The sequence below is a fragment of the Microbulbifer agarilyticus genome (genome assembly GCF_019800665.1).
GTDB classification, from domain to species: Bacteria; Pseudomonadota; Gammaproteobacteria; order Pseudomonadales; family Cellvibrionaceae; genus Microbulbifer; species Microbulbifer agarilyticus_C.
The window spans coordinates 208,799-234,384 of the sequence record NZ_JAHVKO010000006.1; the positions used below are offsets into that span (position 1 = coordinate 208,799).

22 protein-coding genes are annotated in these 25,586 nt (G+C 56.2%); 15 read left to right on the forward strand and 7 right to left on the reverse strand.

Features of this window, described 5'->3' with window-relative positions:
• Positions 1-6 precede the first annotated feature (6 nt).
• From pdsR to KUV22_RS15460, 3 genes are all read right to left on the reverse strand, one after another.
• A complete protein-coding gene (pdsR, locus tag KUV22_RS15450) occupies positions 7-699 on the reverse strand; it encodes a proteobacterial dedicated sortase system response regulator (RefSeq protein ID WP_222232599.1) in 693 nt (230 codons plus the stop codon).
• Positions 700-988: 289 nt separating this feature from the next.
• Positions 989-1,699 (reverse strand): OmpA family protein, encoded by a 711-nt coding sequence (locus tag KUV22_RS15455; protein WP_222232600.1) that lies wholly within the window; start codon positions 1,697-1,699, stop codon positions 989-991.
• A gap of 195 nt (positions 1,700-1,894) precedes the next feature.
• A complete protein-coding gene (locus KUV22_RS15460) occupies positions 1,895-2,035 on the reverse strand; it encodes a hypothetical protein (protein WP_157520416.1) in 141 nt (46 codons plus the stop codon).
• Positions 2,036-2,231: 196 nt separating this feature from the next.
• Here KUV22_RS15460 and murJ point away from each other — a divergent pair, with 196 nt between their 5' ends.
• The 6 genes from murJ to ispH all read left to right on the forward strand — a co-directional run bounded on the left by murJ (position 2,232) and on the right by ispH (position 10,246).
• Positions 2,232-3,878, forward strand: a complete 1,647-nt coding sequence (gene murJ, locus KUV22_RS15465; RefSeq protein WP_390625299.1) for a murein biosynthesis integral membrane protein MurJ — start codon at positions 2,232-2,234, stop codon at positions 3,876-3,878.
• Between the two features lie 104 nt (positions 3,879-3,982).
• On the forward strand, positions 3,983-4,960 hold the full coding sequence (gene ribF, locus KUV22_RS15470) for a bifunctional riboflavin kinase/FAD synthetase (protein ID WP_222232601.1): 978 nt from the start codon (positions 3,983-3,985) through the stop codon (positions 4,958-4,960).
• A 426-nt stretch (positions 4,961-5,386) separates the two neighbouring features.
• Positions 5,387-8,191, forward strand: coding sequence for an isoleucine--tRNA ligase (ileS, locus tag KUV22_RS15475; protein WP_222232602.1), 2,805 nt, complete (start codon positions 5,387-5,389; stop codon positions 8,189-8,191).
• A 65-nt stretch (positions 8,192-8,256) separates the two neighbouring features.
• Positions 8,257-8,802, forward strand: a complete 546-nt coding sequence (gene lspA / locus KUV22_RS15480) for a signal peptidase II (protein ID WP_222232603.1) — start codon at positions 8,257-8,259, stop codon at positions 8,800-8,802.
• Positions 8,803-8,835: 33 nt separating this feature from the next.
• Positions 8,836-9,276 (forward strand): FKBP-type peptidyl-prolyl cis-trans isomerase, encoded by a 441-nt coding sequence (locus tag KUV22_RS15485; RefSeq protein ID WP_010132142.1) that lies wholly within the window; start codon positions 8,836-8,838, stop codon positions 9,274-9,276.
• 34 nt (positions 9,277-9,310) lie between these two features.
• Positions 9,311-10,246, forward strand: coding sequence for a 4-hydroxy-3-methylbut-2-enyl diphosphate reductase (gene ispH / locus KUV22_RS15490; protein ID WP_222232604.1), 936 nt, complete (start codon positions 9,311-9,313; stop codon positions 10,244-10,246).
• A gap of 13 nt (positions 10,247-10,259) precedes the next feature.
• On the opposite strand, the gene KUV22_RS15495 is transcribed toward ispH, so the two are convergent.
• Complete coding sequence (locus tag KUV22_RS15495; RefSeq protein ID WP_222232605.1) at positions 10,260-10,775, reverse strand: GspH/FimT family pseudopilin; 516 nt, start codon at positions 10,773-10,775, stop codon at positions 10,260-10,262.
• Between the two features lie 312 nt (positions 10,776-11,087).
• Between KUV22_RS15495 and KUV22_RS15500 the strand changes: the two genes are divergently transcribed.
• Genes KUV22_RS15500 through KUV22_RS15525 form a run of 6 tightly spaced genes read left to right on the forward strand, consistent with a single transcriptional unit; the run spans position 11,088 to position 17,664 of the window.
• The gene (locus KUV22_RS15500) at positions 11,088-11,639 is read left to right on the forward strand and encodes a GspH/FimT family pseudopilin (RefSeq protein ID WP_222232607.1); all 552 of its coding nucleotides are present in this window, start codon (positions 11,088-11,090) and stop codon (positions 11,637-11,639) included.
• Between the two features lie 30 nt (positions 11,640-11,669).
• Positions 11,670-12,095, forward strand: a complete 426-nt coding sequence (gene pilV, locus KUV22_RS15505) for a type IV pilus modification protein PilV (RefSeq protein ID WP_222232609.1) — start codon at positions 11,670-11,672, stop codon at positions 12,093-12,095.
• 43 nt (positions 12,096-12,138) lie between these two features.
• Positions 12,139-13,191 carry a PilW family protein gene (locus KUV22_RS15510; RefSeq protein ID WP_222232611.1) on the forward strand — a complete coding sequence of 351 codons (1,053 nt, stop codon included), beginning with the start codon at positions 12,139-12,141 and terminating at the stop codon, positions 13,189-13,191.
• 25 nt (positions 13,192-13,216) lie between these two features.
• Entirely contained in the window at positions 13,217-13,756 is a 540-nt protein-coding gene (locus KUV22_RS15515; RefSeq protein ID WP_222232613.1) for a pilus assembly PilX family protein, read from the forward strand.
• Positions 13,757-13,777: 21 nt separating this feature from the next.
• Positions 13,778-17,221: a pilus assembly protein gene (locus tag KUV22_RS15520; RefSeq protein WP_222232615.1), complete on the forward strand. Its 3,444-nt coding sequence runs from the start codon at positions 13,778-13,780 to the stop codon at positions 17,219-17,221.
• 26 nt (positions 17,222-17,247) lie between these two features.
• Entirely contained in the window at positions 17,248-17,664 is a 417-nt protein-coding gene (locus KUV22_RS15525; RefSeq protein WP_222232617.1) for a type IV pilin protein, read from the forward strand.
• 40 nt (positions 17,665-17,704) lie between these two features.
• On the opposite strand, the gene KUV22_RS15530 is transcribed toward KUV22_RS15525, so the two are convergent.
• Positions 17,705-19,132 (reverse strand): sigma-54-dependent transcriptional regulator, encoded by a 1,428-nt coding sequence (locus KUV22_RS15530; RefSeq protein ID WP_222232619.1) that lies wholly within the window; start codon positions 19,130-19,132, stop codon positions 17,705-17,707.
• A gap of 40 nt (positions 19,133-19,172) precedes the next feature.
• Positions 19,173-20,861, reverse strand: coding sequence for a sensor histidine kinase (locus KUV22_RS15535; protein ID WP_222232621.1), 1,689 nt, complete (start codon positions 20,859-20,861; stop codon positions 19,173-19,175).
• Between the two features lie 99 nt (positions 20,862-20,960).
• On the opposite strand from KUV22_RS15535, the gene KUV22_RS15540 reads away from it, so the two are divergent.
• A complete protein-coding gene (locus tag KUV22_RS15540) occupies positions 20,961-22,589 on the forward strand; it encodes an NAD+ synthase (protein WP_222232623.1) in 1,629 nt (542 codons plus the stop codon).
• Positions 22,590-22,678: 89 nt separating this feature from the next.
• Here KUV22_RS15540 and KUV22_RS15545 read toward each other — a convergent pair whose 3' ends face one another.
• The gene (locus tag KUV22_RS15545; protein ID WP_222232625.1) at positions 22,679-23,587 is read right to left on the reverse strand and encodes an outer membrane protein assembly factor BamD; all 909 of its coding nucleotides are present in this window, start codon (positions 23,585-23,587) and stop codon (positions 22,679-22,681) included.
• A gap of 164 nt (positions 23,588-23,751) precedes the next feature.
• On the opposite strand from KUV22_RS15545, the gene rluD reads away from it, so the two are divergent.
• Both rluD and pgeF read left to right on the forward strand, forming a co-directional pair.
• On the forward strand, positions 23,752-24,732 hold the full coding sequence (rluD, locus tag KUV22_RS15550) for a 23S rRNA pseudouridine(1911/1915/1917) synthase RluD (protein WP_222232627.1): 981 nt from the start codon (positions 23,752-23,754) through the stop codon (positions 24,730-24,732).
• 78 nt (positions 24,733-24,810) lie between these two features.
• Positions 24,811-25,572: a peptidoglycan editing factor PgeF gene (gene pgeF / locus KUV22_RS15555; RefSeq protein WP_222232629.1), complete on the forward strand. Its 762-nt coding sequence runs from the start codon at positions 24,811-24,813 to the stop codon at positions 25,570-25,572.
• Positions 25,573-25,586: the final 14 nt, after the last annotated feature.

Here is a 25,586-nt window from a genome sequence, read left to right on the forward strand (position 1 = left end):
GCTTCATTAGGTCTGCCAGCGATAGCCCATGCCGTAGGCGGTGCCTATGGCATCGAACTGGGCGTCAATCGCCTGGAATTTGCGCCGAATGCGCTTTACGTGGGAGGTGATGGTGTTGTCGTCCAGTACCACGCGCGCCGCCTCCATTAACTGGCTGCGGGATTTGACATGGCCCGGGCGCTTGGCCAGTGCGTGCACAATCCAGAACTCGGTCACCGTAAGGTCCACCGGTTCGCCTTGCCAGTGGCAGTGCAGGCGGGATACGTCCAGCTTCAAGTCACCCTGGGTGATGGTGTCGTCATCGCCAGTATTCGACTGCATGACGCTGACCCGCCGCAGCAGGGCGCTGATACGCGCTTGCATATGGGGCAGTGAAATATCTTTGGTCAGGTAGTCGTCGGCGCCCAGTCGCAGGCCCGAGATGATATCCAACTCGGAATCTCGCGCGGTGAGGAACAGAATGGGCAGAGTTGGTGCCATGGCGCGCAGCTCGCGACACAGTTCGAAGCCTCCTTCAATTTCAGCCCCCAGTCCTACATCGATCACCGCCAGATCCGGCAGTCTTTGCTGGAAGGCCGCCAGCGCGTCCGGTCGGGTGTGATAGAGATTCACCTGGTAGCCGCTGCGGCGCAGGGCGTCGCGGTAGTTTTCGGCAATGGCGATTTCATCTTCGACGATGGCAATGGTGGGACTGCTCATAGGTTTCCGGCGCTGTGACGAATTATTAGATTTGTTTCAGCGGAAAATCATGCCCGATTAGCGGTGCCCGAGGCAAAGATATCTGCAGGTTGGATCTGCTTGGGCGGCAACTCAGGTGGCAAAAAGGCGCGCAGCTACAGGCGTGCTGCGCGCAAAGTACCACATACAGGGTTGAGCTTGAGGGAGTCTGAGCTGCTGCCCCAGAAGGGGAATCGTGCTCGGGGAAGCCGGCCGCTACTTTTGTAGAGCGGCGGCCGGTCTGTTTAGTGCGTTACGTTAGCTTGCTCGCTCAGAAGGAGCCCGCAACCGCTTCCGGCATACCGAAGTGAATGTCTACACGGCGCTCCAGCGCGTAGGCGTCGTGGTCGCCTTTGCTGGCTTTGGACTGGCTGGCGCCGAGGGCGCGGCGTTCGATGCGTTCCGGAGCGACGCCGTAGGCTTCCAGGGCGCGCTGTACGCTCAGTGCGCGCTGGTCTGACAGCACATTGTTGTAACCGTCGCTGCCGCGTGGATCGGAGTGTCCTTCAAGGTACACCTGCAGCTGCGGGTGGCGGTTGAGGAAGTCGGCCATGGCTGCAGCCTGACGTTCCTGAGCTTCCTGGAGTTCGTCGTCGCCGGTGGTAAACAGCATCTGGAATTCGAGGCTCTCCAGTGCCAGCTCGCGGGCGTCGTTAGCGGACAGTCGCGCCGCATCCAGTTGTTGTGCGAGGTTGCCCAGTTCGGTGCGGCTTTCGGTGAGTTGCGTTGCGAGCATGTCTGCCTCTTCTGCTTGCTTAATCTGATCGCCCAGCCAGGCCCCGCCGATTGCCCCGGCGATAAAGCCGATGGGGCCTCCTACGGCGGCTCCCGCAACTGCGGCGCCGGTGAATACGCTGGCCTGTGCGGCCGGGGTCAGGACGGAGCCCTGTGAATCAATTTCGGTGTCAGTAGCGGCTTCAGCGGAAGCGATAGCATTCAGGGTCAGAGTGCTCAGGGTTACTGCCATCAACAACTTTTTCATGATCGTGTTCCTTGCGATTGGATTGAAATAACTTCTCTTGGTTCCGATCGGGTGTTTCCCGCTTCGGTTGAGAGTTATTTAAATCCCGCAAGGAGGCACTGGCGTGGCGCCCATCGGGCGAATTCCGCAACAATTATGGCGAAATATGGCGTCGCCCCTTGTGACTGAGTTCCGCCTCTTGGTATGAGGGGTGTCTCAGTCTTGAGGTCGCCTGTAACGCCGGTCTCTCGGTTGCTCGATGCGCACACGCACACGCCGCGGGCGCGGGCCCATGGCTACGGCGATATACAGCAGAACCGCCAGTATCAGTGCAATAATCAATGCGTTGATGGTCATTCCGTTACTCCTCTGTTGCCACTACTCCCTGTAGCGCGCCAACTGCATAACCTGAGTATAGTTCCCTCTTGCGCCAAGCGTAGGGCGTGGCGCGGATGAAATGCGGGAATAGTTCCCCAGACCAGATGGCCGAGTAGGTAGATTGCGGTAGACTTGCCGGCCATTATGTTGTGATCGTGAACCAGGAATCAGGGAAGTGGCAGGATCTTCGCCAAAACAGACCTCCAATCCGAACCCGGACTCTCCCGAGCAGGCCCCGCAGGCACCAAAAGATAGTCCGCAACGGGGACTGTTGCGCGGAAGTTCGGTGGTGGGGAGCGCCACTTTATTGTCGCGGGTGCTGGGCCTGGCCCGGGATATCGTCTTTGCACGCCTGACTGGTGCGAGCGATGCCGCCGATGCTTTCTTTGTGGCGTTCAAAATCCCCAACTTCTTCCGCCGGCTGTTTTCCGAGGGGGCTTTCTCCCAGGCCTTTGTGCCGGTTTTGGCAGAGTACCGCCAGAACGGCGGTATTGCGGCAGTCAGGGAGCTGAACGATCGCGTTGCGGGTGCGCTGGGCGGCACCCTGTTGCTGGTGACCTTGTTCGGAGTTCTGTGTGCGCCACTGGTGGCAGGAATATTTGCCTTTGGCTGGTGGTGGGGCGGCAACGAGCTTGAAAAGTTCGCCATGACCACGGAAATGCTGCGTATCACCTTTCCGTATCTGATGCTGATCTCGCTGACCGGTTTTGCCGGCGCCATGTTGAACAGCTTCGACCGTTTCTTGATCCCCGCGCTCACCCCCGTATTACTGAATCTGGTGCTGATCGGTGCGGCCACCATTGCCGCCGGCTGGTTTGAACCGCCGGTGATGGCGCTTGCCTGGGGGGTGCTGGCGGCGGGCGTGGTGCAGTTGCTGTTCCAGATCCCCTTTTTGATGCAGCAGGGGCTGATGCCGCGACCAAAATGGGACTGGCAGTACCCCGGGGTGCGCAAGATTCTGCGCTTGATGGCGCCGGCGATCTTTGGTGTGTCGGTTACCCAGATCAGTCTGGTGCTGGACACGGTGCTGGCATCTTTCCTGCCAACCGGCTCGGTGACCTGGCTGTACTTTTCTGATCGCCTGACGGAACTGCCGCTGGGAGTATTTGGGGTGGCCGTGGCGACGGTTATTCTGCCGAACCTTTCCCGCCAGCACGCCGGCGGCGACCCGCGCAAGTTCCGTCATACCATCGATTGGGCGCTGCGCAGCGTCACTCTGATCGCGCTGCCGGCAGCGGTGGCCCTGTTTGTGCTGGCCGAGCCCCTGCTCACCGTTTTGTTCCAGTACGGCAATATGACCCCGCGGGACATGGAGATGGCTGCGTGGTCACTGCGCGCCTATACCTTCGGCCTGCTGTCTTTCATGTTGATCAAGGTGCTGGCTCCGGGGTACTTCGCGCGCCAGGACACCGCCACACCGGTGAAGTTTGGCCTGATCGCCATCGCCTCAAAGATGCTGTTGAGCCTGTTGTTCGTCATCCCACTGCATATCTACTTTAAGCTTGGTCATATGGGGCTGGCGATGGCCACCGCCGGGCAGGCGGCGATCAACGCCTGGCTGCTGTACCGCGGCCTGCGCCAGGGCGGCGTCTATGCGCCGGAGGCCGGCTGGCGGATGTATCTTGTGCGCCTGCTGTTGGCCAATCTGGCCATGGCAGCAATACTGCTGACAATCCTGCATTTCTGGGGCGAGTGGAATCAGTGGCTGTGGTGGGAACGAGCTTGGCGTATGGGCGCCCTTGTTGCCGCCGGTGGCGCCACCTATGGCTTTGTCCTGCTGGCCAGCGGTCTGCGGCCGCGGCATTTCCGGGCGACTTCCTGAATTTTCGGGGGTTGCACCACGGTTGACGGTGCCCAGAAGCCGGTTAAATCCGGTATACTGCGCCGCTTGATTTTGCTAGGGCGGAAAAGGGTGGTTGGAGCACTGTGACCGAGCAACGGGAGCTGATACGCGGGCTGCACAATTTGCGCCCGCACCACCGCGGATGCGTGGCCACCATTGGGTCGTTTGACGGCGTGCACCTGGGGCACCAGGCCATTATCACGCAGCTGCGCGCGCGGGCCGCTGAGCACCAGCTGCCCTCGGTGGCAATTATTTTCGAACCCCAGCCCCACGAGTACTTCTCCGGCGAAAAAGCCCCGGCGCGCCTGATGCGCTTCAAGGAAAAGGTGCTGGCCCTGTTCGATGCGGGTGTGGACCGGGTGTTGTGCCTGCAGTTCAACGAGCGCCTGCGCAGCTTGAGCGCCGACGCCTTTATCCAGCAGGTGTTGGTAGATGGCCTGGGGGTGCGCCACCTTGTAGTGGGCGATGACTTCCGTTTTGGCTGCGATCGCAGTGGTGATTACGCCTTGCTACAGCAGGCCGGCGCCAAATCCGGCTTTAGTGTCGAGGATACCGCCACCTTGCAGATTGGTGGTGAGCGAGTGAGCAGTACGCGTATCCGCAAGGCCCTGCAGGATGCGGATTTCGCCCTGGCTGAGCAATTGCTGGGCAAGCCATACCGGATTACCGGGCTTGTTGCCCGCGGTCGTGCGCTCGGCCGGCAGCTCGGCGCGCCGACTGCCAATGTGCGGTTGCACCGCTACCGCTCGCCCTTAGTGGGCGTATACACGGTGACGGCAAAGCGGACTAGCGGCGCACCTATGGGTGGCAGCTGCATGGAAGTGGCTGGCGTTGCCAATGTGGGTTTCCGCCCCACGGTAGAAGGCGAGGGGGCCAAGCCGCTGCTGGAAGTGCATCTGTTCGATTTCAACGGCGACCTTTACGGCCGTGAAATTGCGGTGACTTTCTGCCACAAGCTGCGCGATGAAGAAAAGTTTGAGTCGCTGGATATCCTCAAACAAAAAATCGCCGACGACATTGAAAATGCAAAAGCCTGGTTTGCTAACCGCAAGCCAGCTTGAGCATCACGAATTACCCCGTCGCATCCAACGAAGTATTTTGTGAGATGCGAAGGTAGGGGGCTGGGGGTGAGTTTTCAGGAGCGTCGCAAACAGGAAGTTTGCGCCGCAGCGCCCAGGGATGGGTTTACAGCGGTCCTGAAAACTCGCCCCCAGTGCCCTGCCGCCACTGAACGAGATTAAAGAACCCCGGAGCTCTTTCTTTTCTCCGGTGGCGCTGGAGCACTGGGGATCAGGTTTCAAAATCGCTGCGAGTACATCCATGTACGCTCCGGCGGTGACGTCCTGTCACCGACGGTTTTGAAACCTGATCCCCAGCACTCCAGCTTAGGTTTTTAGCCTTGCACTTCGTAAGAAAGTTTCCCTAACGAAGTGTGTAAAGGCACAAAGAATGAATTATTTCTGAGCTACAACCGAAGTAGATAGCCAATGACCGACTACAAAGCGACCCTGAATCTTCCTCAAACCGATTTCCCGATGCGTGGCAACTTGCCTAACCGGGAGCCGGAGATTCTGAAAAAATGGCAAGAAGGCAAGCTCTACGAAAAGATTCGTGAAGCCCGCGCCGGTCGTGAGCAATTTATCCTGCACGACGGTCCTCCCTATGCCAACGGCGATATTCACATTGGCCACTCGGTTAACAAAATCCTCAAGGACATCATCGTAAAGTCGAAAACCCTGAGCGGCTTCGACGCCCCCTACGTGCCCGGTTGGGACTGCCACGGCCTGCCCATCGAACACAAAGTGGAGCAGAAGGTTGGCAAGGCCGGCGTTAAGGTGGATCACAAGACTTTCCGTCAGAAATGTCGTGAGTACGCAGCCAAGCAGGTCGAAGGCCAGAAGAAAGACTTTATCCGTCTCGGTGTATTCGGTGAGTGGGACAATCCATACCGCACCATGGACTTCCAGTTCGAAGCTGACATCATTCGCTCCCTGGCGGGTGTGGTGAAAAACGGTCACCTTTCCCGTGGCTTCAAGCCGGTCTACTGGAGTGTGGTGGGTGGATCCGCCCTGGCCGAAGCGGAAGTCGAGTACCAGGATAAAACCTCATTCTCTATCGACGTTTGCTACCCGGTAACCGACGAAACTGCGTTGGCCATTGCCGATGCAGCCGGTGGTCACGCCGGTGATGGTCAGCTTTCTGTAGTGATCTGGACCACCACCCCCTGGACCCTGCCTTCTTCCCAAGCCGTATCCGTAAACGGCGACCTGGAGTACGTGGTTGTACAGGTGGGCGACAAGCGCCTCCTGCTTGCCGAGGCACTCAAAGATGACGTCTTGGCGCGTGCAGGCCTGGAAGGCGAAGTGGTTGGCCGTATTCGCGGTGCCGCGCTGGAACACCTCAAGATCAAGCATCCCTTCTACGACAAAGAGCTGCCGGTCATCCTCGGTGATCACGTCACCACCGATGCAGGTACCGGCTGTGTGCATACCGCACCGGACCACGGCCCGGACGATTTCAATGTGGGCAAGCGTTACGGTATCGAGACCCTGAATTATGTCGACGACAATGGAGTATTCCGCGATGCGGTGCCCGTGTTTGCCGGTGAGCACGTCTACAAAGTTGACGGCAAAATTGTCGAGCTGCTGAAAGAAAAAGGCGTGCTGCTGTTTGAGGACAAACTGCTGCACAGCTACCCGCACTGCTGGCGCACCAAGACGCCGCTGATTTATCGCGCTACCCCGCAGTGGTTTGTCAGCATGCAACAGAACGATTTGCTGGAACACGCGCAGAAAGCGGCGGACGAAGTACAGTGGATCCCGGGCTGGGGTAAAGCGCGTATCGACTCCATGCTGGATGCCAGCCCCGATTGGTGTATCTCCCGCCAGCGTACCTGGGGTGTACCTATCGCGCTGTTCGTGAACAAGGAAACCCAGGAGATTCATCCGGACACCCCGGCACTGATGGAAAAAGTGGCGCAGAAGGTTGAAGAAGGCGGTATGGACGTCTGGTTCGACCTGGATGCCAAAGAGCTGTTGGGTGATGAAGCGGATAATTACCAGAAGGTCACCGATACCCTGGACGTATGGTTCGACTCCGGCGTAACCCACCACGCAGTGCTTGAGCGCCGTGAAGGCCTGCGCTTCCCGGCGGATCTGTATCTGGAAGGTTCAGACCAGCACCGCGGTTGGTTCCAGTCTTCCCTGAAAACCTCTATCGCCATCAACGATTGCGCCCCCTACAAGCAAGTGCTGACCCATGGATTCACCGTGGATGCGCAGGGCCGCAAGATGTCGAAGTCCGTTGGCAACGTGGTGGCTCCTCAGGATGTGATCAATAAACTGGGCGCGGACGTATTACGTCTGTGGGTTGCGGCCACCGACTTTAGTGGCGAGATGGGGGTTTCTGACGAAATCCTGAAGCGCACCGCGGATTCTTACCGCCGCCTGCGTAACACTGCGCGCTTCTTCCTGTCTAACCTGGCGGGCTTTGACCCGGCGAAAGATCTGTTGCCGGTGGAAGACTTACTGGCGCTGGATCGCTGGGCGCTGGAGCAGGCCGCGAAGCTGCAGGAAGAGATTATCGCTTCCTACGATCGCTATCAGTTCCACCAGATCTATCAGAAGTTGCATAACTTCTGTGTAGTGGAAATGGGTGGTTTCTACCTGGATATCATCAAGGATCGCCAGTACACCACTCAGGCAGACAGTGTTGCGCGCCGCTCCGCACAAACTGCGCTGTACCACATCATGCAGGCGTTTGTGCGCTGGGTTGCGCCGATCCTGAGCTTCACCGCGGAGGAGCTGTGGAAGTTCATCCCGGGCAATACCGAAGACAGCGTCATGCTGGCGGAATGGCATGAATTCCCCGAGTTGCCGCAAGGCATCGAAATGGGAGATGACTTCTGGGCTGCCATTGCCGATGTGAAAACTGCGGTGAACAAGGTGCTCGAAGAGCAGCGTGCGGCGGGCAATATCGGTGGCTCCCTGCAGGCCGCGGTGACTTTGTTTGCCGACCCAGCACTGCAAGCCAAGCTGGATGCACTGAAAGATGAACTGCGCTTTGTGCTGATTTGTTCCTCCACCTCCGTGCAGCCGATTGCGGACGCAGCCGGTGCCGAGGAAACAGAACTCGCCGGCTTGCGCGTATCCGTGCATAAAGTTGATGCGCCGAAATGTGGTCGCTGCTGGCACTATCGTGAAGATGTGGGCAGCAATAGTGAGCACCCGGAATTGTGTGGGCGCTGTGTAGAAAACGTAAGTGGCAATGGTGAAGAGCGTCACTTTGCGTAATAAGCGCTACTTTGTATGAGCAATGCGACCTTGCATGAACAACGCGATTTTGCATGAGGAACACTATGCCTAACGCTCTCAAGCCCAAGTCTTCGTTTGGCCTGTTCGCGGCACCCTGGAGATGGTACCTGCTGTCGCTGGTGGTGATTGTGATTGATATCGCCACTAAAGTTTGGGCGGTGGAGCGCTTTATGTATGGGCCGCCACTGCAGATTATTCCCGGCTTTTTGCAGTTCACCTATGCCGAAAATTACGGTGCCGCGTTCAGCTTTCTGGCGGATGCCGGTGGCTGGCAACGTTGGTTTTTCGGCGCGGTGGCAGTGATATTCAGTGCCGTGGTGGTTGTCTGGATCAAGAAATTGCCGGCGGACAAACGCTGGGAGCCCATGGCGTTGGCGCTTATTCTTGGCGGTGCACTGGGTAACCTGTGGGATCGCATGCTGCTCGGTTATGTACGTGACTTTATCTCCGTGTACTACGGAGACTGGCATTTTCCGGTATTCAACGTTGCCGATATGGCGATTTCCGTGGGCGCAGCAATGTTGTTGATCGAGCTGCTGTTTTTTAAAGAAAAAGACGAAGAATCGAACAAGAGTGGCGCGGAAGCCTAATCGCTGAACGGACGTATCTGTTAGAGAAGTAGTATGAGTAATAACGTAATTGGCGAACACAGCCGGGTCACCTTGCACTTTGCATTGAAGCTGGATGACGGTTCGGAAATTGACTCCAATTTTGAAGGTGAGCCAGCCACGTTTATCGTTGGTGACGGTAATCTGCTGCCTGGTTTTGAAAGCGCCTTGCTCGGTCTGAAGGCCGGTGACGAGGCGGAGATCGAAGTTCCCCCGGAAGCGGGCTTCGGCCAGCGCAACCCATCCAATATTCAGAAGGTGAAAAAAGGCCATTTCTCACCGGATATGGAGTTGGAAGAGGGGCTGGTGGTTTCGTTTGATAACGGTGATGGAGAATTGCCGGGTGTGATTCGCGCAATTGGCGAGGATGATGTGGAGGTGGATTTCAATCACCCTCTCGCCGGTCAAACCGTATTCTTCCACGTAAAAATTCTCGAAGTGGCCTCGGTCAATTAATTAGACGGCTTAAATAGGTCAAGGACACAGTAAGATGCAAATTCGTCTCGCCAATCCTCGCGGCTTCTGCGCCGGTGTTGACCGCGCTATTGATATCGTGAACCGCGCGTTGGATGTGTTTGGAGCACCCATCTATGTGCGTCATGAAGTGGTACACAACAAATTTGTTGTAGATGCCCTGCGTGAGCGCGGTGCGGTGTTTGTGGACGAGCTGGATGAAGTGCCGGACGACGTGATCGTGATCTTCAGCGCGCACGGTGTATCCAAAGCCGTGCAGCAGGAAGCGGCCGATCGCGGTTTGAAAGTGTTTGATGCAACCTGTCCGCTGGTCACCAAGGTGCATATTGAAGTCAGCAAATTCAGCAGCGATGGCAGTGAATGTATTCTGATCGGTCACGAAGGGCACCCCGAAGTGGAAGGCACCATGGGGCAGTACGACACCAGTATTGGCGGCGCCATCTATTTGGTGGAAGATGAGCAGGACGTGGCGCAGCTGGAAGTAAAAGATCCCTCCAATTTGACCTTTGTTACCCAGACTACTCTATCCGTCGACGATACCTCCCGGGTGATCGATGCTCTGCGGGCCAAGTTCCCCAGTATTCGCGGCCCGCGCAAGGATGATATCTGCTATGCCACCCAAAACCGTCAGGATGCGGTGAAGCAGCTGGCGCTGGAGTGTGACCTGGTGCTGGTAGTGGGAAGCCCGAACAGCTCCAACTCCAATCGCCTGCGTGAGCTCGCCGAGCGCTGCGGTGCCGAGGCCTACCTGATTGACGGCCCGGATTGCATTGATGCTTCCTGGCTGAAGGAAAAAAAACGCATTGGTATCACTGCTGGCGCATCGGCACCGGAAGTACTGGTGGAGCGAGTGATCAAGAAACTGCGAGATCTGGGCGCGGACGCCCCGGATGAAGTGGCCGGTATCCCGGAAAACATCAGCTTCAGCCTACCCAAAGAGTTGCGGGCCTGACCCGCACAGCATTCTACTCGCAATCTGCAGCAGTGACCCTGTCCACCCGGACACGGCCGCTGCGCGCGAGAATTAGTTGGTAACCTTCTCCCGGGGTTGTCGGACAAATAGTGAAGGTCCCTGCCTGAAAGCCGCCACCGTTTGCGGTACCCGCATAACGGCTTTCCCCCGAGCCAATAAACGAAACGTAATTGGTCAGTGGCCCATTGCCGTCAATCGTTACCCCAATGAGAGCTGTGCCTGTGGTGATTTGCTGTTCATCGGCATCACGCTCCCCATCGAAATCCCGGTCATAAAAGACTTCCCAGCCTGCATGCCAGGTGTCGAGCCTGCGCAAGGTTGCCCGGCGGTTTGTACTGACGGCTTTACTGCGAGTGAGGTGGATGGCTTGTAGAAGTGCGTCGGCAGCGGCCCTTGTGCGGCTGGTTTCCAGCTGTTGCTGAAAGCTGGGTATACCAATCGCGAGCAAGATGCCGAGAATGCTGCATGTGATCAGCAGCTCAATTAATGTGAGACCACGTTGGTTCACAGTTCCTCCCTGACTTGTATATATTTTCAGCGGTTGCCGTCCTGGCCGCCGCTTGCTCCCTTCAACTCGCCGCTTGTCGGTCACTACTGCTGTACGCGCAGCAAGCGTGATAGGGTGCGCAAAAGCTAACATCGCGCTATTTAGGCATCCAGTGCGGGCACATTGGAAATGCCTCTTAAGATAGAATCGGCGCCAGTATTAGCAGTTCAACCGTACCATCTTTGGCAATAGGCTGAGCTGCTAAGAAGTGGATGAAATACGAGCGGTAATCCAGAAGTAATAAAAAGCAGAATATCCGGGGGCTTACACATTATGGGATTTAAACAGCAGGGGCTGACCTTGATTGAACTGTTGGTCACTATGACGGTTTTTGCCGTCGTGGTTGGTATCGCCATCCCGAGCTTCAATTCCATGGTCCAGAACACTCGCTCTGCCACCCTGGGGGAGGAGATATTAGGTGCGCTTCAGTACGCACGTAGTGAGGCGATCAAGAGGGGCGAGCGGGTTACCTTGTGTGGCAGCAGTGACGGAACGGATTGTGATGGGGGCTGGGCCGATAACTGGATTGTGGTAGTGGACACTGCGGCAACGGACGACGCAGCCTCTCCAATAGTTGCTAATAGTGCGGCGGTGCTGCGCTTCTGGGAGGCTCCCGGTAATGGTGCCACAGTAACCGCGACGCAGGGTGGATCCTCTCCTAGCTTTGTTCGTTTCACACGCCAGGGAACACTTGGTCTGTCAGGTACCGGTGAAGTGACCCTGAATACCAGTTTTAACGGCTGCAGCAGTAACAGTGCACGGCAGATTACTGTGGGTGCCGCAGGAATGTTGAGCACCAAGCGCAGCACCTCTGGTTGCTCTTAACAGCTGGCTGCTCCTAAAAAAGGAATTCCAATGAAGAAACAACAGGGCGCTGGCCTGATAGAAGTCTTGGTAACCGTGCTGATTCTCGGTACCTCTCTGCTTGCGCTTGCCGCGCTGCAAAGTCAATCGCTGCAATACAACCATAGTGCCTATCTGCGCTCCCAAGCCAATATTCTCGCTTACGACATTCTTGATCGTGCGCGTATTAACCGCGCCAATGCTGCGAGTTATTCCCTTGGGGTTGATGATGCCAAGCCTACCGGAGGCACTCTGGCGCAACAGGATATGGGCGAATGGCTTACCAATGTGGAAGATACGCTGCCGGCTGCCGATGGTGGTATTGAGTGTGTCGCGGCCACCAATTTCTGCACCGTCACCATCCAGTGGGGTGAGCAAAATAGTTCCGGCGATGCCAATGAAGGCGAAAGTGAGTTCGTCTACACCACTCGACTATGAGGGTTAATAAGTAATGTTGAGAAAAATGCATACCCAAAGAACTATGTACAGCCAAAAGGGTATTTCATTGGTTGAGTTGATGATCTCTCTCACCATCGGACTGATTTTGATGACCGGTGTGGTGCAGCTGTTCCTGTCGAGCCGTACCACTTTTTCTACCCAGCAGGCACTGGCACGGGTGCAGGAAAGTGGCCGCCTGGCGATGGAGTTTCTTGCCGAAGATATTCGTATGGCCGGCTACATGGGATGTATGAGCCGCAACCTAAATTTTACCAATACGCTGAATGACTCCGGCGGCCTCGATTACAACTTCGAGATCGGTATTGAGGGACTGGATAATGTTGGTGCCACTCCCCCTGCTGACTACCCAACAGATATTGTCGAGGGCACCGATGTATTGGTAGTACGTGGGGCCAATGGTAATGGTGTGGATGTTACCCGTAACAACGACAGTGCCCAGTTGTTCGCGGAAGATACCGGGGTGACGGCCAGTTGTGGTGCGGGTTTGGATAGTTACAGCGGCCTGTGTGAAAACGATATTCTGGTGGTGTCCGACTGCTCCAAGGCACGGGTTTTCCAAGTTACCAACTTGCAAGCAGCAGGCGGTGGCGCTCTGGAGGTCAATGTTGTTCACTCTGGCGCAAACGCTACGCCTGGCAACGCCATCTCCTCTTGGGGGGGCAATAGCAATCCCGAGGAGACCTTTGGCGATGATTCCGAAATTATCAAGATGAATACGTCGCTGTATTACATCGGAGATAGCAACGGCCAGCCAAGTCTTTGGCAGAAGACCAACGGTGGTACCGCGTTGGAACTGCTGGAGGGAGTCGAGAATATGCAGCTTACCTATGGCCGCGACACCTCTGGCGATGGTATTCCTGATGTCTATGTTAATGCCTCTGCCCTCACCACGACTGCTGATTGGGAGGATATTTCCAGTGTGCGTGTTCAGCTCTTGATTCAGAGTACGGAAGACAATTTACTGCAGGAAGAGCAGCCGTATACGTTCAATGGTGTCACCAACGCAACGCCCGGTGATCGTCGTTTGCGCCAAGTGTTTATCAATACCGTAGGCATCCGCAGTCGCTTGCCCTGATCGAAGCGTCAATCACGAGAAGATTATGAAAAAAGTAACAAGCTTCAATGCAATCCGAGGTCAGCGCGGGATGACGTTGATTGTCGGTCTCATTATGGTGCTGCTGATGACTTTAGTGGGCATGGCGGCTATTCGCGGCAGCGGTATGCAGGAACTAATGGCCGGTAATATGCGCGACCGCAACCTCGCGTTTCAGTCCGCCGAGGCGGGCCTGCGTGCGGGTGAGGAGGTGCTTACCGGCGCGACCATTCCCGTTTTTGATGGCACCACTGCCGGTTTGGTACAGGCGATGGATGGCTCCAGTAGTACCGGTTATTGGGATAGCTATGGATGGGATGCGGGTTCGATTCGCAGTTCGGCGGGTGTTCAGTTGGTCGCTAGCCAGCCCCAGTATGTGATCGAAGAAGTTACCTCAACGATCACCACTAATGCATCCGACGGTGGTGCGGTGGATTTCGCCAGTACCCTGAAGACGGAAGACACGGTGTATTACCGCGTCACCAGCCGTGCTGAAGGTGGTACCCCGGATGCGGTGGTTATTCTCCAGTCTACCTATAAGCGCTAAGTTCGGCTCAAGGAAAGCTTCATGTATAAAAAATTGAATGTGAAAAAATTCTATGCCGGACTGGCTGCCGCGGTAATGAGCCTGAGTGTTAGCCACAGTGCGATGTCGGTGGATATGGCGCAGAGCCCGCTGTTTCTCAGTGCGGGTTCTCCCCCGAATGTGATGTTTATTCTCGACGACTCGGGGTCCATGCAGTTTGAAATAACGCCAGAAGATTACCGTAGAAACACAGCGTTTATTTTCCCGCGCGCGGATAATGTTTATGGATCCGCGAATTTCAATCAGTCTAAGGACGCAAATTATCAGGTCGTCACCGCGGATGGCACCAATCCATACGGTGTTATGATGCGTTCCCCGCAAATCAATAAAAGTTACTACGACCCCTCTATTACCTACGAGCCGTGGTTAAAACATGATGGGACTTTGTACTCGAATGCTAAGCCTGCCTGTGCCCTGCATAACCCCGATCATACGGGCGATTGTCCCACCGGAACCACAACAGTCAATGCAATAGCTCGGAACCTTACCGTAGAAAATACTAACTACAACAATAATGGCTGGGTTAGTTGTAGCAAAGGCACCGATGGAAATGTCGCCTGCACCTCGACTGATGCAGCGCAGAAATACATGCCGGCAACTTATTACTGGTATAGCGGTACCGATGAGTGGGTTATTGGCAATTACACCAAGCAGGAGATTAAGCCTGGCGTTTCTACGTACACAGGACACGGTCGTGATGAACGCACCGACTGTATTGCTGGTAGCTGCACCTACGAACAGGAAATACAGAACTTTGCCAATTGGTATACCTATTATCGCTCGCGTACGCTGGCTGCTCGTGCGGGTATCGGCCGCGCGTTCCAGGCGCAAGGGGAGGATTTGCGCGTTGGCTATGGAACAATCAATCAAGCAAATACAGCCGTCGATGGTGTGAACACTCGTACCATCAAGGCGGGTGTGCGAGCTTTCTCTGGTACTAATCGCTCAACCTTTTTCGACAATTTATACCAGGGAGACGTCACCACTTCCGGCACGCCATTGCGACGTGCACTGGATGATGCGGGTCAATATTTTTCTCGTACGGATAACAAGGGGCCGTGGGGCCAGGACCCGGGAGTTGAGGATGACACGGCACACTTGGCCTGCCGCGCCAGCTATACCATCTTGATGACCGATGGTTACTGGAATTCAAGTCAAGCTGGTACGGCAGATGCTCGTAACAATGTGGATGGCACTGACGGTACGGAGATCACCGGACCCGACGGACAATCCTATACCTACAGTGCGGTATCTCCGTTTACCGACTCACACAGTAATACGGTTGCCGATGTGGCGATGTATTATTGGAAGAACGACCTGCGTACAGATCTTGACAATCAGGTGCCGGTGAAAGACGACACCATCGATCCTGCCTTTTGGCAGCATATGGTTACCTTCGGTGTGGCTTTTGGCGTTGAGGGATCGGTCAATAAAGATACCGCGTTTGCAGCAATTCAATCTGGTGCGACCGTAACTTGGCCTAATCCGAACAGTAACTCGGCAAAAGTAGATGACTTGCTGCACGCTTCCGTTAATGGCCGCGGTGGATTCTTTAGTGCCGCAGACCCTCAGTCTTTTGCTGAAGACCTGTCTGAAGTGCTGGAAAACATCGTTGGGCGTACAGATGGTTCTGCCTCCTCGGTAGCCACCAACTCCACCCGTCTCGGTACCGATACCGTGATTTATCAGGCTCGCTTTAACAGCACTGACTGGAGCGGCGAAATCCGAGCATTGAACCTGAATAGTGACGGTAGTGTCGGGACTACGAAATGGCAGACTGAAAACGACGATTTTGCGAGTCCGGCCTTGCGGGATATCGTAACCCATAACGGTACGGCAGGTGTTGATTTTACCTGGGCAAACTTGACTGCCGCGCAACAAACTGCTTTGAAGGATGGCGGTACTGATGCCCAGGGGCAGGAGCGCTTGAACTGGATTCGTGGTGCGGACGTTACCGGCTTGCGTGAACGCAGTTCGTTGCTGGGAGATATTGTGAACTCCAGTCCGGTATTTGCCGGTGATCAGAAGTACAACTTCAGTAACCTTTCCGAAGCGCTGGGTGGCCTCGCTTACGATAATTACTATTCCAGTCAGAAGGAAAATCGTCGCCAGGTTATTTACGTCGGTGCCAATGACGGCATGCTGCACGCATTCGATGCCTCTACCGGTGAGGAGCTATTTGCCTATATACCTTCGGGTGTCTATGAACAGCTGGCCAACATAGCTGAAACTGATTACGGTAGCACGACTAACCCGCACGCTTATAGTATGGACGGCAAGCTGTTTGTGGGTGATGCCTTTGTAAATGGTGCTTGGAAGAACATCTTGGTTGGCTCTTTGGGGGCCGGCGGTCGCGGTATCTTTGCTTTGGATGTCACCAATCCTGACGGTTTCGATGCGTCAGACGTATTGTTCGAATTAACCGAGGCGGATTTCCCCGGTATTGGCAATATCACCGGCGAGCCCCTGATCGCACCGACCAATGATGGCTGGAAACTGATTTTTGGCAATGGCTACAACTCTGAAAATGACCGAGCGCGCCTGTTTGCCGTGGACTTAGAAAATCCGCTGACCGAAACTCAGGTGATCGAAGTAAATGATACCGGTAACAATGGTCTCGCAGGGCCTGCGTTGATTGCCAATGCCGATGGTGAAGTGATCACCGCCTACGCGGGCGACCTGCTCGGCAATATGTGGAAATTCGATCTCAGTGCAAACAATGCGAGTAACTGGGACGTGGCCTTATCCCAGGGGCAAACCAATTTACCGCTGTTTACTGCGGTAGACTCGAGCGGCAACCCACAGCCGATTACCTCTACGCCGACGCTTGGCCTCAATGGTGAAATGGACAACGCAATCATGGTCTACTTCGGTACCGGCCAGTATATGGCGAGTACCGATAACGCTGTGGGCACTGTAATCAATAGCTTCTACGCGATTGCCGATGAGGATGCTCAGGTCACTGGTCGTGATCAATTGTTCCAAAAAACCATTTCCACAGAGGCCGATGGCGTGCGCGAGGTGGCAGGAAACACGGATACCAGCTTTTGGGAAACCAAAAAAGGCTGGTACCTTGACCTGTCATACTCTGGTGGTGTTACGGGCGAACGCGTGATCAGTAAGCCGCTGTTGGTTTACGATCGCCTTCTGTTCCCAACCACCATTACCTCAACGGACCCCTGTTCCTTTGGTGGTAGCGGCTGGCTAATGGAACTGGTGGCGGTAGGTGACCGTTACGAGGGGCACAGTATCTTCGGCGAAGACGGTGTGGAAGTGGATTATGCGGTAATTAGTTATTCGGAAATCATCCGCAGCGGTGAAAAGGCCTATCTGCCCACAAGTAATATTCGCGGCGATGTGGCCGTGCCGGAAGGTGGTTTCCCAACCGAGGCGGTTGGCCGTATGTCCTGGCGTCAGTTGCGATAAGCTTTACAAAGGTTGAGATTCAAAAAATGCAAAAACAAACCGGTTTTACCTTAATTGAACTGTTGATAGTTATCGCAATTATGGGAGTTATTTCTGCAATTGCTTACCCTTCCTATATGGATTCCGTGCGCAAAAGTAATCGCGCGGATGCCAAGGCCGCATTAAACGATGTGGCGCATCGCTTACAGCGTTGCTTCACCACTTATAGCAGTTATGACAGCGTAAATTGCTCGGTGGCGACCACATTAAAAGATGGTGGTGGAATTGCTTCCGGTGAGGGTATGTACAATGTGACTGCCAATTATGATGCGACTAGCTATACGCTTACAGCGACGCCTGTCGCCGGTACTACACAGGCTTTGGATAGTAAGTGTGGGAGTCTGACGCTGACCAACGCAGGGGTGCGCAATGCGAGCGGCCCGCATGGCACTGATTGTTGGTAATCTGGGCCGAGTGTTTACGAATAACCCGGCTTTTGCCGGGTTATTCGCTTTCCAATCCTAATTTTTTTAGTCGGTATCGCAGTGAGCGAAAACTGATCCCAAGTTTTGCGGCAGCAGCTGTTTTGTTCCAGCGGGTCTGGCTGAGCGCCAATTCAATGGCATCGCGCTCAATGGTCTCCAGGAAGTCGTCCAGCGTTTCGTGATCGGCTGCGCTAAATTGACCGGGGTAGGTGGCTTGCTCGCTAATGGCGTGAGCGCTATTACCCCGCTCGTCGTATTCGCTGTTCGATGAGGGTGGGGGAGAGGTCGCCGGGAGTATCTGGGGTCCACCGCCCAGATCCAGATCTTGCGGGCGAATGGTGCTGGACTCACACAGTGTCAGCGCCCGCTCAAGAATATTTTCGAGCTCGCGCAAGTTACCGGGGAAGGAGTAGCAAAGCAGTGAATTCAGCGCTTCCTGGCTGACGCGAGGAGTGCCCCCCCTCTGATTTTCGTTTAACCTGCGCAACAGAAAGCGTGTTAGTAATGGTACGTCTTCAGCCCTGTCTCGCAGTGGTGGTACCACGAGGTCAATTACATTTAGTCGGAAGTACAGGTCACTGCGGAAGTGGCCGCTGCGGGTGAGCGTAGAAAGCAATTTTCGTGTGCTGCTGATAACGCGCACGTCGAGAGGGGTTGGACTGTTATGCGCGCTCGCAGGTAGGCGCTTCTCTTCAATGACCTGTACCAGCTTTCCCTGTATCTCTTTCGGCAGCTCGGCGATTTCGTCGAAAAAAACCGTACCGCCATTGGCCGCAGCCAGAAGTCCTTCGTTGTCACCGTTACTATCCTTGCTGCCAAACAATACGCGCTCAAACTGCTCCCCAGGAATACTTGAGCAGTGCACCGTGACAAATGCTTTATCGGATCTGGGGCCCAGTTGGTGAATACAGCGCGCTGTGAGCTCCTTACCGGCACCGGCCTCTCCGAAAAGGTGGACGGGTGCATTGCTTCGCGCAACTTTTTCGATTTTAGTGCGCAGTGCCTGTATGGCGACTGATTGCCCTTGCAGCAGCGCTGGAAATTCCTGCTTTTTCAGGAACCGATCCTCACCCAGGCGCAGAGCCATTTGTACCAGTGTGCGCAGGCGCGCGAGGTTAACGGGCTTGCTGACAAAATCGAATGCGCCGAGCTTAAGTGCGGCAATAGCCGTATCCATATTGCCGTGGGCGGTGATCACTGCAGCGGGGAGGGTGCGATCCGCGGGGAGGTTTTGGATTGTTTCTACCAGTTCCAGCCCGTCACCGTCAGGCAGGCGCATATCCGTCAGGCAGAAATCGTACTGTTTTTCCTGCAGTCGTCGACGCGCCTCCGCAACTGACATTGCAATATCTGCGCGCACATGCATGCGCTGCAGCGTCATGGAGATCAGGTCACAAATATCTGGTTCGTCATCGACAACCAGGGCAATGGGTTGACGGTCGGTCATCATGTTCAGCGTTATTATTGATCGACAATCAGAAACGTCGTTAGAAAATCTGCTCGGTGCTGGCGAAATCTATTCGGAAGCAGCTGCGATTTTTGGGGTCTCTGCAGTAGTACAGGTTTGCCCGATTAGATTCGCATAATTCCCGCGCAATATATAGTCCCAGGCCGGCACCGGTTGCTGCAGTTGTGAAAAAAGGCTCAAAAATTTTGTCTTTGTGCTCTTCTGTTACACCGTCCCCCAAGTCGATAAAATCCAGTTGCGCGCACTCACGGCTCGGGTTAAACCGGATAGCGATTTCTGCAACGGAGCGTCCCAGCGCTTGGTGGGAGTGTCGCACAGCGTTGTTACATAAATTGGTCGCAACCTGCGCCATTTGATTGGGGTCAAACCGTGCGTGTACCGGTGTGTCAGGACTAGTGAGCGTTACTTGGTACTGGTGATTGGTTTCTCGCTGGTACTCTTCCAAAAATGTGGTGGCCCATTGGCGAAGATCATGCATGGCTGTTTTTGGGGCCTGGCGGCGCGACAGCTGCATAACATTTTCGATGATCTGATTAACCCGTTGGCTGTGACGTCCGATAATCTCCGTCAGTTGGCGATCTTCACCGCTGATAGACTCGGACTCCGAGAGTAGCTCGGCCGCGTGATTGATTGCGCTGAGGGGATTGCGTACTTCGTGGGCAATGGAGCCGGTGAGCCGGCCAAGGGAGGCCAGTTTGAGTTGTTGTGCTTGCTGGGTCAGTTTGCGGTTGTCCTCCAGGAATACCAGCGAGCTGTCGGAAGTGTCGCCACTTAACGCGGTGACACTGGCCCGGATTTCGCTGCCAGGGTCTCCCTGAACGATACCACTGGTTGTACCGGGTTGATGACGCAGTTCGGCCAAATGCATAAGCAGGTCGCCCTCGAGGCCGCTGTCCTGTAGTTGTTTTGGGCCCAGTAGCTGGCGCGCGGCACGGTTGATCAGCTCGGGTTCTCCCGACGCATTCAGCACCATCACACCGGTGCGCATTTGCGCCACAATTTGCTGGGTCAGGCGCTGCAGCCGCGCGGCCTGCCTACGCTGTTGCTCCGCTTTTTCGTTTGCCAGCTGGATATGGGTGGAAAGGTATTGCAGTGCGGTCACACTGGTGAAAAGCAGAATACCGAGACTGCCTGCCGACACGATATCCTGAGTATCGGCCCGTTCATTAAAGGTGTTTAGTACATGCTGGCCAATGACCGCCATACTGGCGATTGCCGCCAGGAAGGCGCTCATGCGCCGGTCTAGTAGCAGTGAGCCTACCGCACAGGTTGTTAACAGCAGGTAGCCAATGCCGGAATCGAGCCCACCGCTTGCCTGGATCAATAATAAAAAGGCGAGGATATCGCAGCCGAGAATGCTGCCGATACGCCGGGGCGATGTGCGGAATCGACTGGGGTAGAGGAAGATAATCCAGGCGATATTCAGGATCGAATAGCTGATGGCGGTGTTCAAATAGAGTGCCGGGAACAGGGTGCCGACGGAACCGCGGCTAATGCCGGAGATGAAAAGCCCGAGCAGGACGAGGCTCATGGCAACCCGGTACCAGGCGTAGATCTTCAGCAGGTCCCGCTGGCGCAGGCGTAATTGCCTGGGGGTTGGGCTCCCATTGCTCTTATTGTCTGCGGTGGTTTCTGTAGCCGTAGCGGATGGCATGGAAAAACCCGAAGCACTCGCGAGCTGGTTGGCCGCTGGGGATTGGTCGCTCACTTTTTATTCTCTTGGTGTGAGTAGGTTCTTGCCCCAGCAGATATTGTGCGCTTTCGCTGCGTGGCTACAATAGCGGCCTCAACGCAATGGGGTTACAAGATGTCTACTTTGCAGCTAGTGCTGGCGCAAATCAATCTAATGGTGGGGGATATCCCGGGCAATACCGACCAAGTGGTCGAGATCGCTCGCCGGGCGCGCCGCGAACACGGTGCCGATCTGGTTCTGTTTCCGGAGCTAACCCTGTGTGGTTACCCGCCCGAAGACCTGCTGCTGCGCCCCAGTATGCAAAAGCGTATCGACGATGCCCTGAACCAGTTGCAGGAAGCGGCGCTTCCCTGCGCGGTACTGGTGGGGTACCCCCGTGTGGTAGGCGGCACCGTGCTCAACATGGCGGGGCTGATTCAGGATGGCAAGCTGGTTGCCGAGTACGCCAAGCAGAAGCTCCCCAATTACCAGGTCTTTGACGAGCTGCGCTACTTTGCCCACGGTGACCAGCCGTGTGTGGTGGACATCAAAGGCATTCCCACTGCGATTACCATTTGTGAGGACATTTGGCACCCGGAGCCCGTGGCGCAGGCCAAGCATTCCGGTGCCAAGCTGATGCTGAATATCAATGCCTCTCCCTTCCATCGTGGCAAGGCCGCCGAGCGCCTGGCGCTGCTGGGGCGCCAGGCACAGGCCGGTGACATGCCGATTGTCTACGTCAATTCCGTTGGCGGTCAAGACGAGCTGGTATTTGATGGTGGCTCCTTTGCCGTGGATAAAGACGGCAGTCTGCGCGGGCGGGCTCCCGAGTTTATCGAGAGCCTGCTGCCGGTCACGGTAGAGGCCGACGGCGACGAAGTGAGCATCGCCCAGGGCAACGACGCGGAGCCTCTGGAAGACCTCGCCTCGGTGTATCAGGCGCTGGTATTGGGGGTGCGTGACTATGTGAATAAGAATGGCTTCAGGGGTGTGGTCCTGGGGCTGTCTGGCGGTATCGATTCCGCGTTGACCCTGGCGATCGCGGTGGACGCGCTCGGCCCGGATCGCGTGGAGGCGGTGATGATGCCGTTCCGCTACACCTCCGATCTGTCGAAAAATGATGCGGCGGATCAGGCGCACCGCCTGGGTATTCATTACCGGGTGATCGGCATTGAGGGGATCTTCGATGCGGCCATGGCGGCGCTGGCCAAAGAGTTTGAAGGCAGCGAACGGGATACCACCGAGGAAAACCTGCAGGCCCGCGCCCGCGGTATGTTGTTGATGGCCATCTCCAACAAAAAGGGTTACATGGTGCTGACCACCGGCAACAAGAGCGAGATGGCCGTGGGCTATGCCACGCTCTATGGGGACATGGTGGGCGGCTACAACGCCCTGAAAGACGTGCCGAAAATCCTGGTGTATGCCCTGTCTCGCTACCGCAATTCGGTGTCCGAGGTAATCCCGGAAACCGTGATAACCCGCGAGCCGAGCGCTGAGCTGGCGCCAGATCAGGTGGATTCCGACAGCCTGCCGCCCTACGAGATTCTGGATGAAATTTTGCGCCTCTACGTGGATCACGACTACAGCGCCGAGACGATCATCGGCAAAGGGTTTGATCGGGACGTCGTTATGCGTGTGGTGCGCCTGGTGGATCGCAATGAATACAAGCGCCGCCAGGCGGCGGTAGGGGTGCGCATCTCCGAGCGCGGCTTCGGCCGCGACCGGCGCTACCCGATCACCAATGGCTGGCAGGCCGGCGAGTAACCAATAGGTTCTTGCCAATAGGCCGCTGACCGCCGCCCAATAAAAAGCCCCCGTTACTTGCGTAGCGGGGGCTTTTTTGTGTTTGCGGATTACTGCAGTTCCGGCGGCAGGGGCGCCTGCTCGCGCTGGAACTCGGCATTGTAGAGTTCGCGGCTGTCGAAGCCTCTGGGGTCGGACTTCTCGAACAGGCCCAGAGTGATACGGTGCAGAAAGCTGCGACCGCTGGCGCCGGCGTAGTACTTGTAGTTAAAGCTGCCATCGCTGCGGAAGGCCGGGTGATCCGGGTAGTTATCCTGCAGTACTGCCAGAGAGGTGGACTCCAGCTGGGGCATCTCCAACAGGTGGTAGGCCTGAACCATCACCGCCAGCGCATCCGGTACCGACGGAGTCTGCTGGAAGTTCTCCACCACAAAGCGGCCGCGATTTGCCGAGGCCAGATAGGCACCGCGTTTGAAGTAGTAGTTGGCCACATGGATCTCGTAGCGCGCCAGCAGGTTACGCAGGTGGATCATGCGTTTCTGCGCATCCGGGGCATAGCGGCTCTCCGGGTAGCGCGCCATCAACTGGGCGAAATACGCGAAAGATTCCCGTGCCGAGCCGGGGTCGCGGCGGGTCATATCTGTGGGCAGGAAGCGCTCGAACAGGCCACTGCCTTCGGTAAACGAGGCCAGGCCTTTCATGTAGTAGGCGTAATCTACATTGCGATGCTGGGGGTGCAGGCGGATAAAGCGGTCCGCCGCAGAAATAGCCGCATCGTTCTGGTAGTCGCGGTAGTAGGCGTAGATCAGCTCCAACTGGGCCTGCTCGGCGTAGTTACCAAACGGGAAGTTATCTTCCAGCGCCCGCAGATTCTTGATGGCCATTTCCCACTGGCTGGAGCGGAGCTGCCGCTGGGCCGCTTCATAGAAGGCTTGCTCGGTACGGTTTCCGCTGGGCAGGCCCTCTTCTTCTTCGTCCGTACTGGCGCACGAAGCCACCAATACGGCAAGAAGTGCCATAAATAGGGTTTTCCAGGCCTGATTATTCCAAGACCACATGGCCCCTCGCTCTATCATTATTCGTCTCAACCTTATTAAACTAGCCGCCCAAAAATTCACTGGGGGCCGAAGGGCAGCTATTTAACCACAGCGCCTCGCCAGCCCAAAGTATTAGACCCTCTCGGATGAGCAATCAAATACATCTTGAAATTGAAGTGCCCGCAGAATGTGCCGGGCAGAGGTTTGACCAGGCTGCGGCGGATTTGATCCCTGATTATTCCCGCGCACGCCTGCAAACCTGGATAAAAGGCGGCCAACTCACTATTGACGGGCGTTCCGGCAAGCCGAAAGACAAGCTTTTCGGTGGCGAACGGCTGGTGCTGCACGCGGAATTGGAGCCACAAGGGGAGTGGCTACCGCAAGAAATGGACCTGGACGTCGTTTACGAGGATGACGCCATCCTGGTCATCAACAAACCTGCGGGCCTGGTGGTCCACCCGGCAGCCGGCAATCCGGACAATACCTTGCTGAATGGGCTGCTGGCGCACAATGCGGGGCAGCAGAACATTCCTCGCGCCGGTATCGTGCACCGCCTGGATAAGGACACCAGCGGCCTGATGGTGGTGGCCAAGACCCTGCAGGCGCAGACGGATCTGGTGGACCAGCTCAAGGAGCGTAGCGTAAGCCGCTTGTATGACGCCATCGTACAGGGGACCTTAAGTGGCGGCGGTACCGTGGATGCACCGATGGGCCGCCATCGCACGCACCGGCTGAAAATGGCCGTATTACCCAACGCGGGGATGGGGGGCGCCAAGGAAGCGATCACTCACTATCGCCTGCAGGAGCGCTTCCGCAGCCATATGCTGGTGCGCTGCCAGCTGGAAACCGGGCGCACCCACCAGATCCGGGTGCACATGGCGCATATCCGCCATCCGTTGGTGGGCGATCCGCTGTACGGCGGGCGCGGAAAATTACCGCAGGGTGCTAGTAGAGAATTGGTGGAGGCTTTGCAACAGTTCCCCCGGCAGGCACTGCATGCGGCGGAGTTGGCGCTGATTCACCCGGAATCCGGTGAGCCAATGCACTGGCAGGCGCCAATGCCGAAGGATATGCTGCAGCTGCTTGAATTGCTGCGTGCCGATCGCAAGGATGCTGGTCCGGATTAGGTTTGACTACACGGACCTCTTGAACCGGCTCTTTATACAGCTTTTCGCAAAACGACTTATTGCTACACAGGATCACCCATGTCTGCGGATCACTACCTCAAACCCGACTGGCCGGCGCCGGTAAATGTGCGCGCTTTCGTTACCTTGCGCGAGGGCGGTCACAGTGAGGGATGTTATACCGCATTCAATCAGGCTGATCACGTGGGCGATACCGCAGAGGCGGTAGCCGCGAATCGGCAGCAGTTGCAGCAGGAGCTGAACCTGCCCAATGCACCCCAGTGGCTGGAGCAGATTCACAGCGATAAGGTGGTGGTCGCGGGCACAGATGGCAAGGTACTTACTGCCGACGCCAGTATTACCGGCGAGGCCGACACAGTATGTGCGGTACTTACCGCGGATTGCCTGCCGCTGCTGGTGACGAACCGCGACGGTACCGAAGTTGCCGCCATTCACGCCGGCTGGCGGGGACTCACCGGCGGAGTGATTCGTGAAACCCTGTCCGCGATGCAAAGCGATCCGCAGGATTTACTGGTGTGGCTGGGGCCCGCTATTGGCCCGCAGGCCTTCGAGTGTGGTGTGGACGTGCTGGAGGCGGCGTTCGAGTCGTCCATGAGTGAAGCCCACGCCGAAGCGATTGCCCAATGCTTTGTGCCGCATGCGCAAAAACCTCTGCACTTTCTTGCGGATATTTACACGCTCGGTCGCGCGGAGTTAACCGACCTCGGTGTTACTCAAATTTTTGGTGGAGATCGCTGCACGGTCACCGAGGAATCGGCCTTCTTTTCCTACCGCAGGGACCGTGATACTGGCCGTATGGCATCCCTTATCTGGTTTGAGTAGCGCGAGTCTTTACT

Excerpts from the sequence above, each read along its gene's own strand:
- KUV22_RS15460 (WP_157520416.1), bottom strand. The coding sequence starts at position 2,035 with ATGACCATCAACGCATTGATTATTGCACTGATACTGGCGGTTCTGCTG.
- KUV22_RS15545 (WP_222232625.1), bottom strand. The coding sequence starts at position 23,587 with ATGGCACTTCTTGCCGTATTGGTGGCTTCGTGCGCCAGTACGGACGAA.
- KUV22_RS15485 (WP_010132142.1), top strand. The coding sequence starts at position 8,836 with ATGAGTAATAACGTAATTGGCGAACACAGCCGGGTCACCTTGCACTTT.
- KUV22_RS15515 (WP_222232613.1), top strand. The coding sequence starts at position 13,217 with ATGAAAAAAGTAACAAGCTTCAATGCAATCCGAGGTCAGCGCGGGATG.
- pgeF (WP_222232629.1), top strand. The coding sequence starts at position 24,811 with ATGTCTGCGGATCACTACCTCAAACCCGACTGGCCGGCGCCGGTAAAT.
- KUV22_RS15540 (WP_222232623.1), top strand. The coding sequence starts at position 20,961 with ATGTCTACTTTGCAGCTAGTGCTGGCGCAAATCAATCTAATGGTGGGG.
- pilV (WP_222232609.1), top strand. The coding sequence starts at position 11,670 with ATGAAGAAACAACAGGGCGCTGGCCTGATAGAAGTCTTGGTAACCGTG.
- KUV22_RS15455 (WP_222232600.1), bottom strand. The coding sequence starts at position 1,699 with ATGAAAAAGTTGTTGATGGCAGTAACCCTGAGCACTCTGACCCTGAAT.
- KUV22_RS15500 (WP_222232607.1), top strand. The coding sequence starts at position 11,088 with ATGGGATTTAAACAGCAGGGGCTGACCTTGATTGAACTGTTGGTCACT.
- ileS (WP_222232602.1), top strand. The coding sequence starts at position 5,387 with ATGACCGACTACAAAGCGACCCTGAATCTTCCTCAAACCGATTTCCCG.
- pdsR (WP_222232599.1), bottom strand. The coding sequence starts at position 699 with ATGAGCAGTCCCACCATTGCCATCGTCGAAGATGAAATCGCCATTGCC.
- ispH (WP_222232604.1), top strand. The coding sequence starts at position 9,311 with ATGCAAATTCGTCTCGCCAATCCTCGCGGCTTCTGCGCCGGTGTTGAC.
- KUV22_RS15530 (WP_222232619.1), bottom strand. The coding sequence starts at position 19,132 with ATGACCGACCGTCAACCCATTGCCCTGGTTGTCGATGACGAACCAGAT.
- KUV22_RS15520 (WP_222232615.1), top strand. The coding sequence starts at position 13,778 with ATGTATAAAAAATTGAATGTGAAAAAATTCTATGCCGGACTGGCTGCC.
- KUV22_RS15510 (WP_222232611.1), top strand. The coding sequence starts at position 12,139 with ATGTACAGCCAAAAGGGTATTTCATTGGTTGAGTTGATGATCTCTCTC.
- lspA (WP_222232603.1), top strand. The coding sequence starts at position 8,257 with ATGCCTAACGCTCTCAAGCCCAAGTCTTCGTTTGGCCTGTTCGCGGCA.
- KUV22_RS15525 (WP_222232617.1), top strand. The coding sequence starts at position 17,248 with ATGCAAAAACAAACCGGTTTTACCTTAATTGAACTGTTGATAGTTATC.
- rluD (WP_222232627.1), top strand. The coding sequence starts at position 23,752 with ATGAGCAATCAAATACATCTTGAAATTGAAGTGCCCGCAGAATGTGCC.